General features: G+C 47.7%; 6 protein-coding genes. 1 reads left to right on the top strand and 5 read right to left on the bottom strand.

The window, feature by feature from the left end; all coding sequences use genetic code 11:
* Window positions 1–105: 105 nt before the first annotated feature.
* The 4 genes from ABEQ74_RS09035 to ABEQ74_RS09020 all read right to left on the bottom strand — a co-directional run bounded on the left by ABEQ74_RS09035 (window position 106) and on the right by ABEQ74_RS09020 (window position 9,311).
* A complete protein-coding gene (locus ABEQ74_RS09035) occupies window positions 106–5,748 on the bottom strand; it encodes an S-layer homology domain-containing protein (protein WP_430121617.1) in 5,643 nt (1,880 codons plus the stop codon).
* Between the two features lie 272 nt (window positions 5,749–6,020).
* Window positions 6,021–7,316: an Nramp family divalent metal transporter gene (locus ABEQ74_RS09030; RefSeq protein WP_430121615.1), complete on the bottom strand. Its 1,296-nt coding sequence runs from the start codon at window positions 7,314–7,316 to the stop codon at window positions 6,021–6,023.
* Window positions 7,317–7,646: 330 nt separating this feature from the next.
* Window positions 7,647–8,504, bottom strand: coding sequence for an MBL fold metallo-hydrolase (locus tag ABEQ74_RS09025; protein WP_430121613.1), 858 nt, complete (start codon window positions 8,502–8,504; stop codon window positions 7,647–7,649).
* Between the two features lie 198 nt (window positions 8,505–8,702).
* Window positions 8,703–9,311 carry a hypothetical protein gene (locus tag ABEQ74_RS09020; RefSeq protein ID WP_430121611.1) on the bottom strand — a complete coding sequence of 203 codons (609 nt, stop codon included), beginning with the start codon at window positions 9,309–9,311 and terminating at the stop codon, window positions 8,703–8,705.
* A 252-nt stretch (window positions 9,312–9,563) separates the two neighbouring features.
* Between ABEQ74_RS09020 and ABEQ74_RS09015 the strand changes: the two genes are divergently transcribed.
* A complete protein-coding gene (locus ABEQ74_RS09015) occupies window positions 9,564–12,194 on the top strand; it encodes a family 16 glycosylhydrolase (protein ID WP_430121609.1) in 2,631 nt (876 codons plus the stop codon).
* 119 nt (window positions 12,195–12,313) lie between these two features.
* Here the strand turns inward: ABEQ74_RS09015 and ABEQ74_RS09010 are convergent, their stop codons facing one another.
* Entirely contained in the window at window positions 12,314–13,351 is a 1,038-nt protein-coding gene (locus ABEQ74_RS09010; RefSeq protein ID WP_430122146.1) for an alpha/beta hydrolase, read from the bottom strand.
* Window positions 13,352–13,468 lie beyond the last annotated feature (117 nt).

Here is a 13,468-nt window from a genome sequence, read left to right as displayed (position 1 = left end):
TTCCGTGTATTGAGGAGTCAGGATTCGTTACGTCCCTGGTTCCTCTTGTATTCGCGGCGATAGGGTTAGAGTGGATCCCCACTTGTGTCCGCCATTTCTTTAGGTTCAACCATTAGGTTCAAGCACTCTTAGCATCACAACCATCGCTTCTGCCCTTGTTGTGCGGTCATTCGGCACGAAACGATTACCGCCGCGGCCGTCTATAAAGCCAAGATTTCGCATCGCTTCCACCGAGCCCTTTGCCCACTGAGGAATTGCTTTATCATCGGCAAAGCCAGTCACGATTTCGGCCTCAGATGACAGTTTGAGCGCACGGGCGATCATAACCGCCATTTCCACACGGGTAATTTGCGCATTCGGACGGAAGCTTCCATCCTCATATCCGCCGACAATGCCCGCCTGTACCGCTTGGACGATCGCTCCCTTCGCCCATGTGCCGATTTGATCCTTGTCGGTGAATGCTATGGTTGTGTCTTTCCCTTTCAGCTCCAGCGCACCCGCTAACATCACCGTAAACTCGGCGCGTGTAACCGGATGATTGGGCTTGAACGTCCCATCCGGATAACCGCTGGTGAATCCTTTAGCCGCGGCACGGTTGATGTAGTCCTCTGCCCAATGTCCCATTATATCGGTAAACACCGTGAAGGGCAGCTCAGGTTCCTCCTGCTCCGGTGTGGTTCTTACAATCGTGATCGTGTACGTATGCCGGGTGCCGTCTTCGGCCGTAACGATCAGCGGAATCACATTCTCCCCTTCCGCCAAGTCAATTACGATACCGCTGCTGAGCGCTTTGCCCTTCCATGTCACGTTGGCCGCCACATACGCTGCAGCTGCCTTTATCTCTAATTGCTTCGCTTCCGTGTAGATTTTATAAGTAAACATATCTTCACTAAATGATGGTGTAAGGGAAATACGTTTGCCATCCAGCCAAATTTCCAACGATTTCAGATTAGCGTTGCTGGATACATACGGGCTGCCGCCTGACGATTCTCCCCCTGAATTGCTGCTGCCGGAGGATATGGGCGGAGGCGAAGGCGGAAGCGTCCTGGCGGTCTTGCTTAATCCAGGATTACTTTCATTATTCGCCGCATCATAGGCTTTAACGGTAATTGGATAACTCGTCCCCGGAGCCAGACCCGCTATGGTATACGAATAGACATCGTCCGTAACCGAGTATTCATACTTACTGCTTGCTTGGTCCACTTTCTTCTCACCATGCACATAGAGGCGATACCCCAGTACACCTGCATCGTCTTGTGCAGCAGGCCAGATTAACTTCAAACTCGACTCCGTGATGTCCGAGATGGTCAACCTGCTGCCTTCCGGCCATGCCGGGGCTTCGGCTGCCAGCTCTTGCGGTGTTGCACTCACTTCATTGGAAGCTCTGCTGTCTCCGCTCTGGCTAACCGCCTTGATGACAAAGAAATACGTAACTCCATTGGTAAGTCCCGTGACTTCGTACTCGTAGACGGAGCTGCCTACCGTAGCGACTTCCTTCCCGTACAGGCCGGATGTTTCGCTTACGAATACTTTATAGCCCCCTGCACCACTGACCGAATTCCAGGAAAGTGCGACTTGCCCATCTCCAAGGATCGGAGCTTCCAGTACGGGAGCCTCAGGTGACCACGTGGTGGTATCCACGACCGGAATGACCAGCGTCTGCTGTGCACCCGCGCTGAACGTGAATGTCAATGTGAGCGTACCGACTGCCTCCGACGCCAAGTATTCCTTCTTGATCGTCAGCAGGTCACCGGCAATTGTATAATCTTTGTCCGCCGTTAGCTCCTCCAACCCGTTCTTAATACTAACCAGCGAATTGCCGTTCAGTGTTATTGTTGTCGTTATGTCGGCCTGATTGGCCGGGTTCTTATCGAAGCTGCCCGGGATGGGATCGACCATGCTGTCTTGCGGCGGCGCTGGCGTATCCTCGATCATAATGTCCCAGCTCTTGATCAGTGGCTGCTCAACCCCTGGTGCTTCAACTGTTATGGTTGTGTTCCCGGCGGAAGCAGGCGCAGTGAATGGGATAGAGAAATGTCCCTGGCTATCTGTGTTAACAATGGACGTTCCTTCAGTAGTGGTGAACATGATCTGTAAGTTAGCCTTTGTATCGATGCTTCCGCTGATTGTTATGGTTTTACCTGCTTCCAATTTGTCAGGAACATCTAATGAAATTACGGTTGGCGCTTGCAGCAATATGATAGATTCCAAGTCACTGCCAGTGCTCGATGTTGCCGAGATTTCGATCCGTTTGCCTTCCTTGGGAACCGATTGTGAAGTTAATCGAAGAGTATAGGTATCGATAAACGGATCCGCAGAATCAATCGATAGAACTCCTGAATTTTGAGTAACTTCCAAAAAACCGGATGCCCCCTTCTGCGCACTTGCGATTACATTTCCATCGATAGAGACATCAATCTGGTGAGCTCCTTTTGTTGACAACAATACATCTGCAAGAGATTCATTTGTAATATAGGCAGACGCATCGATTCGTTTAAACTTTCCATTGTCATCGACATTTGGATAATTGCGGTCATGTGGAACCGGCCAGAGCCTTGTAATCATTTTGCCAAAATCTCTTGTGATTTGGAATGGCCCGCTTTCTGCTAAGGTTTGGCCCTCGATTGCAAATTGGATAACCGCTGCTTGGATATCCTCGTTGGTACTAGCATTGAGGGCGCCAAGACCGGTAAATGAAGCGATTCCTGATGCATCAGTTGCAACTGATGTATTACCAATTAAAGTCCAATCGCCGGAGCTGTCTTTTTTCACGGCATGAACCGTTATTCCAGAAATGGGATTGCCGAATTTGTCTGTAACCTTCAGAACAGGCTGAACTTGAAGCAGCCCGCCCCCGTCCCCTGTTGGTCCTGCGGGTTGCCGACCTATCTTCACCGACCGATCGACGTGTGGCGTAGGCTGCACCTCAATGGCCGATGTGTTTGGTTCCACCAGTCCCTTAATATGAAACCGCAGAGTCTGCCGCGATGCTGAATTCAGAACGAGAGGTACGGTTGCGACACCGTTAGTAAACGGCACCCGGATCATGGTTTGCGTTCGGGTCAGCTCCTGTCCGGCAAATGTTCCTGCTGTTCCATTCGGCGCGGAAACATAGCCGCTGATCGTTATTTCCACCCGCTCGTTAAAGTTAGTATCAATGCTGTCATCCGCATTCCGCACTTGGAAACGCACACTTGCTGCCTCTCCTGCGTTAATGACAGACGGTTCGATCTCAGCCGTTCCCCGGTTTTTCTCATTCGAGAGTCTGTAGAAATAACTACCGTCACTTGAATCTATATAGGGTCCCTTCACGATCGTATCCGATCTCAGATTGACGGCGGGTCTCACACCAAGAGGGCGATCCGTGTAAAAAGGGCTGACTTCGCCTGTAGCATTTTTCACCAGATAAAAGATAGATTGATAATAGGAATTCGTTCTTGTCCAGTAATATTCCGACTTGTTGCCGTTAGCCTTCCTGTTATCCACATTATTGAAGTAAGGAATGACAGTCTGCCCCATCGTAATGAGCGGATCATTAATAGATACTAATTCTGGCGCAGATGGGACAAAAAAGGTATCGCTATCCAAATAGTCCGTAAAAGTCCCTGTATTGGTGACTGCGATTGCGCTTCGGAACAAAGGTGAAGCTTCCGGATAAAATGTATTTCGCAACCAAGCTTGAAGCTCTGAACCATCCCATACCTGCAGGTATGGAAATTCATGCTCCACATCAAATTCAGCCACAATATCCTTTGAGACGAAAAGGCTTGTATTCGACGCGTGTTTATCTTTATCCACCAGAACCCAGGAGATCGGAGCTGTCTTGTACACTTCTTTGTTTGAAGGATTCCATCCAGGACTCTGACCCGTAAAGTAATTCCAGTCCACGCTATCACGGATGTTCGTTCCGATGGGCATATCCCCAAGGCGATAGGCCTTCACTGAAGGTGCAGTCCAAGGAAGCAATACAGCTGTACTCTCAATCGGCGTCAAACCCGCCGCTTCGAACGAAACCTTGGCTCCTGTCACTTGGGCTGCATTGGCTGCACCAAGGTCGGAAAAGGTGACAATACCCCTACGGGCCGTCGCGGTCACCGCTCCTGTAAGGGTCCACCCCCCTGTATCCTTCTTGGATGCCGTCACCGACGTGCTATTGTCCTCCGCACTCCAATTGCCGTAAGCATCCAAAAGCGTGATGACCGGCTGCTGGGCGAACATGCCTCCGTTGCTGGCTGGAGCTTTAATGTCCGTAGTCAGCGACATCGTAGCTGCGCTTCCCGCCACCGGCGAGAGAATCAACTCATTGGCCGCTGGTGATGCAACGTCCGCTACTCGTACATTGATTTTATGCGTCTCTGCTTTGTTCAGTCTCACATTTATGGTGGCTATTCCTCTAGTGAATGTGACACTGACCGTGCCCGATGAGGCGTTTAAGGGCGTCCCATTCAGGCTGCCATAGGAGCCATCTGGTGCTTGCAAGAACCCGGAAACTGTTACTTCATGCACACCATTAAACGATGTATCCGTATTCCCTTGCGCATTCTTCACTGTCAGCGTGATTGTATCATCCATCCCGACTCCGGGGATGGACGAAGCGGCGAATGCGCTGACGGTTTGTGCGGACAAGCTTAATTTTCGGATACGACTATTAAAAGCTTCCGCTATGTACAGGTTTCCACTGTTGTCTATCGCCAATCCATTGGGGCTATTCAGATCTGCCGATGTCGCCGGTCCACCGTCTCCCGAATAGTCTTGTCGCCCCGTACCCGCTACCGTGCTAATATTCCCGGATGTATCGACTTTCCGGACTCGGAAATTGTACATATCCGATATATACAGATTTCCGCTACTGTCCACAACTACTCCAGTAGGTTCGTTAAATAATGCCGATGTTGCCGGTCCGCCGTCTCCCGAATAACCCGGTATACCCACACCCGCTACCGTGCTGATCTTCCCCGATACATCGACTTTCCGTATTCTAAAATCGGATGTGATATACAGATTTCCGATGCCGTCTACTGCTACTCCAATCGGGAAGACTAATTTGGCCGATGTGGCATTTCCTCCGTCTCCTGAAGAGCCGAGAACTCCCGTACCCGCTACCGTGCTTATTATTCCCGACGTGTCGACTTTCCGAATCCGGTGGCTGACTGTATCTGCGATGTACAGATTTCCGATGCTGTCTACCGCCACTCCAGACGAGTAATTTAATTGGGCAGACGTCGCCGCTCCTCCGTCCCCCGAATAGCCGTCTGTACCCGTACCCGCTACCGTGCTGATTTCCCCTGATACATCAACTTTCCGTATACGGTGGTTATAGCTATCCGCGATATACAGATTTCCGATGCTGTCTATCGCTACTCCACTTGGTTTATTCAAAGAGGCCGATGTCGCCGGTCCCCCATCCCCTGAATAGCCGTCAGTACCTGTACCCGCTATCGTGCTAATCTTTCCCGACGCATCGACTTTTCGGACCCGGTGGTTGGCAGTATCCGCGATATACAGATTTCCGATGCTGTCTACCGCCACTCCAGACGAGTAATTTAATTGGGCAGACGTCGCTGCTCCTCCGTCCCCCGAATAGCCGTCTGTACCCGTACCCGCTACCGTGCTGATGATGAAGCCGCTTGCAGCATAGACTCTGCCTCCAAGCCATTCTGGGAGCAATGATGTAATCAATAGAAAAGCCAGCATACTGGCTAATAGCCTTCTTACCTGTTTACGAATCGTCTTCCCCTCCCAAGACATATTTCTATGGTCCTGTTATCCCCTGTACTCCTTTATTCCTATCTGTCCTGTATCTATCGATCTCCTTCTATCCATTTATATTACTCATGAGTAGTATATTATAACTAACCCCAACTTCGTCAAGATGTGAATTAGCAAAATCCCCCTAAAATCGCTCTTTCAACTCGCCAAAAATTAAAGAGCTAAGCGAGAATAGATCGCTTAGCTCCTTGGTTTCTTTTGAATACCTATTTTATTACATCCTCATATCCAGACTTCATCATTGGCAATGATTAAAGGATTGACTCCCATAGAAGAAATATATTTAAGATGATGACTAAAGAAGCAACAATCCAGGCTAAAATGGTCGTCACCCGATGATTCACCAATCCGCCCATTATTTTTTTATTACTTGTGAACATAATGAGCGGTACAAGCGCAAATACAATCCCAAATGAGAGAATGATCTGGCTCATCACTAATGCATTTGTCGGATTTACCCCTAGAATAATGATGAGCAGCGGCGGGATCATCGTGATTGCTCTTCGAATATATAAGTTGATTCTTTTCTTAATAAATCCTTGCATGACAATATCGCCTGATAACGTACCAACTGAGGCGCTTGATAATCCAGCTATCAGCAGGCCAAGTCCAAATGAAATGGATGCGACCGGACCGACATAATCATTCAATTTGTTGAATGCTATATCTAGATCTTCTATGAATAAACCGTGTTTATGAAACAGTGCCGCTGACACCACCAGCATACTCATGTTAATAGCCCCTGCAATAATCATGGCAATGAGTATGTCGATAAACTCAAACTTAAAGATTTGTTTCTTCTCTTTATCATTCTTTCCTATGACGCGATTCTGAGTAAGCGAAGAATGCAGATAAATAACATGTGGCATAACGGTTGCTCCCAATATACCCGCTGCAAGCAGGATACTATCTGTACCTTGAAACTTCGGAATAAACATACTCTTACCAATAGCAGCTAGATCAGGCTTGACTAAGAAGATTTGGACCGCAAACGCCATGACCACTGCTAGAACCATTACACCAATGACTGCCTCAAATGAGCGGTACCCTCGTCGCTGAAACTCCAACAGGGCAAATGACGCGACAGCCGTAATCACAGCAGCTTCAACCATGGGAATGCCAAATATCAAATATAGCCCTAACGCCGCGCCTATAAATTCAGCCAAATCTGTTGCAATAATGACGAGTTCGCTTTGTATCCATAGAAAAATAGAAACCCCTTTAGGCACCCTTTCTCTGGCTATCTCAGGCAAATTCTTACTTGTCGCAATACCAAGTTTTGCTGACAAGGATTGAATGAGCACTGCCATTAAATTAGAAGCGAATATTACCCATAACAAGAGATATCCATATTTCGAGCCAGCCGTGATATTAGTAGCAAAGTTACCAGGATCAATATAAGCAACGGCCGCAATGAATGCCGGACCTAAGAATGGAAGGAACCTCTTTACCCCCGACACTTCCCCTTCTAACGCTGCTTGCGCCTTACGGGACGTTTTATTTAATTGTGGGCTCTTCGTTTGCGTACGATCCTTCAATATAATCATCCCTATTGTTTAAGTTTCCTTACCTACCATCCATCTTTATTTCGTGAATAAATGACTAGAGGTAGGCATTAAGAATAGATTACCCAAATTGACCATATTGATTCGCCTAATATCAAACCCCTTTACTTCAAAGGATCTGAATACATTTTGGCTAAAAACAAGAGACCCGGAAGAAGGCACCTTTTTTTAAAAGGTCCAGCTTACGGGTCACGGCTCATACTCTGGACAAACGACATTTAGAGCGCACCCTCCGGCCAGTACGATGATCTAAGAGAGACTCCTATAATGAAGTGCAGAGGGTCCGGTTTGTTTTCACTCAAGATTTGCGGGTCAACATCCTCTGCTTCGCTTCTGATTTCCGGCTACGAAATTCTGTATATACTCCAGCTGCTCTTCATTCGGCATGTTCTTCTGTACATCATGAAATCGGGCAACAGCCTGATCCAAAGAAACCTCTTGGTCGACGATTTCCCCGATGCGAACGAGCTCATCCAGGAAGCTCCACATGGCTGCATGCGTTTTTGGATCCTGATGACCTGTCACATAGTAATCTGCATCATACTTTTTAATTTTGTCTAGCAATAAAGTGAGCTCGTCCAGGTGATAACTCCATTCCCCGCTATAGAAGTCCTGATAAATACAATCACCTAGAAACATGATCTTGTCTTCAGGGACATAAACAATGGACGAATCCGGTGCGTGGACTCCCCCAACATGCTCAACGATACAGGTCACGCCGCCCAAATCCAGCTCAATCTTATCATTAAACGTGATGTCTGGCGCCTTGAGCACCAGATGATCCCGTACGGGCATTTCCAGCTTAATCATCTCACTGCAAAATTCGATCTCCTCGCCGGTTGCTACCCGCGAATCCAATGAGGCGTCATCCCATTTTAAAGTTTTCAAGTACTCGATCTTTTCTTTTGTCTGGTCATGGCTAATCGATAATAAGCTCATCGTCTGCATCCCAAAAATATGATCCCAATGCCAATGTGTAATAACAACAAATTTCACGGGTGCGATATCCATTTGTCCCACGAGGTGGAGAAAGTCCTTGGCATGAGCAGGTGAATTTCCTGAATCGACGATCACGCTCATATTGTCTCCACATATTAATCCGAGTGCGGGGCGATCCGTCTCTGAAACATGCGGCATATAGTATACTCGATTTGAAAGTTTCTTCAGCATGGACGTTACCTTCTCTTTAGTTAGTTTTAAAATGCATATTACTACAGGCCTTCTGTTATTATATCCTCTTGCTCGAAGTTATCCATATTGGCCGATTAAAGAAAAAAGAACCATCTCTGCCCCAGTCCATGGGGGAAATAGTCCTTCAAAATCAATCATTCAACATACCTAATTACATATCGCCGCTAAAGCGTGCGACTAAAATTCATACTTACTGAACCGTTCTCTAAGATCCTCTTCGTAGGGTACCCACTCCCAATCGCTCCATATAGGCAAGCTGGTAAGCGCCGACAGCTGATCAACAGCTTCCGCCGGGATCGTTGCCCTAATGAGACCGTCAAAATCTTCATTCCGGATATCCAACGTCTCTTGCAGGTAATCATCCTGAAGACGCGCTTCCTGGAGTCCGTATTCGTCTCTCGTTAGCGAATGACAGAAGATTCTCTCAGCTTGGATGGTTCCTCCTTCGAAAATAGACAACTCGAAAATTTCATCATTGATAAATCCGGCCGTCATCACAGGCTCTTCGATAAGTGTGGATAACACTTTCCCGACCTTTTTCACCGTTCCCCACACGAAGTAATCGTGAAGCACGCTGATCCAGTTTTCATTGCTTCTGCTTATGTACATGACAACGTTGTTCTCTTGAGAGTCATTTGGGGAATCTATTGATTTTGTGTCTTCTGACTCTTGGTTGGAAGACCTTCCTAATACTTCAGGGAAATCCTCGCCAAGCGCTCTTAAAGCTTCAATCGTCTTCTCAAGATTGCTGGACTTGATATGCAAATTCGCAAAACTTCTGCCCACAAGTTGACCTCCTCAAATTCACTAAATCCACTTATCTCCATTATAGTGAACATTTGAGATGGGTCTTCCTACTTTTCACCTGATTTATCAAAATAGGCTTTGTAAGGTTACCCGAAATATTGGGCCACAACCAAAAAAATGAAGCCTATCCTTCCGATGATGAGATTCTATAGAATGAAGATGTTCCCATCTGTAAGCGCTTCCCACGCTGCACATAACCCGGGAAAATCCATCAATCAAGGGAGGGTATTTATGAAGCAATTACAAATTTTAAAAAGGAGATATGGCCAAAAAGTAATAAGCTTGTACCTGGCGATCGTCATGCTGGCTGGCATCAGCTTATTGCCAACGCCAACGGTCCAGGCTGCCGCGGCAGGAGACACCATAACGTCGATGTCTTATTTTTCGGCAGCGGATGGGCCAGTCATTACAAAGTCCGGGGTTGGCCAGGCCAGCTATGGTTTTGTCATGCCGATCTTCAACGGAGGCTCTGCCACCTGGAATGATGTTGTTCAGGACTTGGGTGTAAAGGTGAAAGTGAGCGGCAGCTGGGTCGATATCGACAGTGTTAGCAGCTTTGTCTATAACCAGAACTGGGGGCACTGGAATGATGGCGGCTTTAATGGCTATTGGTTCACCCTCTCCAAAACGACTGAAATTCAGCTATTCTCCAAAGCAAACGGGGTGACGCTGGATTACACCCTTGTATTTCAAAACATCAATAAAACGACCATCACTGCGATGACCCCGACGCAAGGTCCGCAAATCACGGCAGGCTTCACAGGCGGTGCCGGGTTTACCTACCCGATATTCAATCAGGATCCAGCCATTACCTATGCAGCTGTTGCCGATGATCTGAAGGTGTATGTAAAGCCTGTAAACAGCAGTCAGTGGATCGATATCGACAATAATGCGGCCAGCGGCTGGATTTATGACCAGAACTTCGGTCAATTCACCGATGGCGGCGGTGGCTACTGGTTTAACGTCACGGAGTCGATCAACGTTAAATTGGAATCCAAGACCTCTTCAGCTAACATTGTGTATACCATTACCTTTAATGAGCCTGTAAGAAATTCCTATGTACTTACGCCATATGAAGGAACAACCTTTACGGCTGATCCGAGCGGCGCGATTGGTATTCCACTGCCTAAAATCGATGGTAGTGCTCCAATCGCTAAGGAGCTTGGCAATTTTGTATACCAGATTAACATCAACGGGCAGTGGATTGATCTGGATAATTCCAGTCAGAGCGGATTTATGTACTCGGCAAGTGGCTACAATAATATGTCGGCGGCCAATCAGTGGGGATATTGGGCGGACCATATCTATGGTCTGTGGTTCCAACCGATCCAAGAGGATATGCAGATCCGTATCGGTTATCCATTAAACGGTCAGGCAGGTGGAAATGTGGGCAGCAACTTCGTAAACTATACCTTCATTGGCAACCCGAATGCTCCTCGTCCGGATGTCACTGATCAGGAGGATATTCCGATTGGAACACCGAGCAATCCGGCCATAGAGGGCATGAATCTTATCTGGCAGGATGAATTTAACGGAACTTCGCTTGATCGAAGCAAATGGGATTATGATCTTGGCTATTATCTCAATGACGATCCTAACACCTGGGGCTGGGGTAATTCGGAACTGCAGCACTATACAGATAGTGCACAGAATGTGTTTGTACAGGATGGAAAATTAAATATCAGAGCTTTAAACGATCCTAAATCGTTCCCGCAGGATCCGAATCGGTCTGCACCGTACTCCTCCGGGAAAATTACGACCAAAAATCACTTTTCTCTCACGTACGGTAGAGTGGACTTCCGTGCCAAGCTGCCAACAGGCAACGGCATCTGGCCTGCACTCTGGATGCTTCCGAAAGATGATCGATACGGCGTATGGGCATCCACCGGTGAGATCGATGTGATGGAAGCAAGAGGACGCTTGCCTGGCACAACGAGCGGCGCCCTGCATTTTGGCGGACAATGGCCGGCAAACCGGCATCTTTCCGGTGAATATCACTTCCCGGCAGGGCAGACCTTTGCCAATGACTATCATGTCTATTCGGTTGTCTGGGAAGAGGACAACATTAAATGGTATGTCGACGGCAAATTCTTCTTCAAGGTAACACGGGACCAATGGTATTCGGCAGCAGCGCCAAACAATCCGAATGCTCCGTTCGATCAGCCGTTTTACCTCATCATGAACCTGGCGCTCGGCGGCACCTTTGATGGCGGCCGGACCCCGGATCCGTCCGATATTCCTGCAACGATGCAGGTGGATTATGTACGCGTGTATAAAGAAGGGAATGGCGGCGGCCAAAACCCAGGAAACGTGCCTGTTACCGGCGTAACCGTAAATCCAGTCACAGCTCAAGTGGAAGTTGGACAGAATGTGCAAGTCAATGCCAGCGTGGCACCGTCTAATGCAACGAATAAACAGGTCACCTGGTCGGTTGCAAGCAGCAGCATTGCATCCGTTAGTCCAAATGGTGTCGTGACTGGAATCGCTCCAGGTACGACTACCGTCACGGCAAAGACCGCCGACGGGAATAAAACCGCCATCGCCAACATCACTGTGGTACCGGCGCCATCCACCGTGATCGTCATCGGCGATGAGGTGAAGGGATTGAAGAAGTCCGGCAATAATTTGCAGTTCTATGTCAATGGCGCGACCTTTGCCGATTTGCACTATAAGATTAACAACGGGGGGCAGCTGAACGTTGCCATGAACCCGATTGGGAACGGCAACTATACTTACCCTGTCAATAATGTAAAGAATGGGGATACGATCGAATACTTCTTCACCTATAATCCGGGCCAAGGAGCGCTGGACACCCCTTGGCAGACCTATGTTCATGGGGTGACACAAGGAACACCGGAATAAGCGAAAGCCATCCTTGATGGACCTATCAGGTGTCAGCACCCGATTGCAGGAACGAATGATATACCATATCCATAAATCAGGGCCCTCTCGTTTCCAAGAGGGCCCTGATTTTATGTAGGTTAATGGACTTTAGCGAATGAATCCACCATCCACTTGGAGAACGTTTCCTTCTCTTCAAACTGCGGATAATGAGCGGATTGATCGTATGTTATAAATTCCTTTGAACGTGCATCAATTTGATCTAAGTATGCTTTGGCCGATTTCGCAGAAGTCATGTAATCATATTGCCCCATAATAAAATACACCGGTACATCTAGTTCAGTGACGATTGTAGGCAGAGGTTCGGCAATGGCTTGCTGAATTAAAATATCTTGTGAATAAGCTGCGCCAAGGTTATAACGGATACGATCTAATAAGTTATACTCTGGTCCAAACCATAGACCCTTTTCCATATCCGCGTTAGGATCGATCAGTCTTGCGGCGCCGTCATATTTGCGGACATATTGGCGAGGTGTTAACATATCGCCGTTTTGGACCTTTTCGGTTAACTCTTGCAAATATTGGACGTCGGTCGTATTCCCGCTCTGTTTGGCTTGATCGATCACATAATTCAAACCATCCCATTCGCTATCCACAATATTAGACATCTGCCCGATGCCAATATAGGCTTCGTATTTGTCAGGAGCTTGCTGTGCCGCCTGTATGCCAATATACGTTCCGAAGGAATGGCCGACGAGTATGACCTTCTGCTGATCAAAACGAGCCGATATATAATCCGTCAAAGCCAATAAATCCTCCACTAATAGATCTGTCGAAAGATTGGAATAGTCCTCTCCAAAGTGATAGGATTTTCCGCTTGCTCGTTGGTCATAACGGACAACCGTAAAGTCCTTCTCCAACAGGTCTTGGTACTTGGTGGCATAGGGGATTTCTGAAACGCCGGGACCTCCGTGTACAAAAATGACAACCGGATTGCTCTTATCCTGGCCTCGTATCATCAGTTCATGACCCGTGCCATTAATCTCGACTTGCTCAAGTACGCTTATGCTGTTTGGACCCTCTATTTTGGGAGTCCAGGTGGGAAAAATGAATGCTAACCCAACAAGCAATATAATAGCCGCCCCCGAATATAGCAAAGTCTTTTTTATCTTTTTGATAGTCTCACCCCCGTATAAGAGCAGTTTTTCTTTATACAATCATACTCTTATAATCAAAGGTTAACATCGGCCATACGCCGTAAGCCCAGCGAATGATTGCCTCTCCTTCCTTCTCAC

This window comes from Paenibacillus solani, assembly GCF_050475945.1.
Classification (GTDB): domain Bacteria; phylum Bacillota; class Bacilli; order Paenibacillales; family Paenibacillaceae; genus Paenibacillus_AQ; species Paenibacillus_AQ solani_A.
This window is presented reverse-complemented; position numbering and strand designations above follow the sequence as displayed.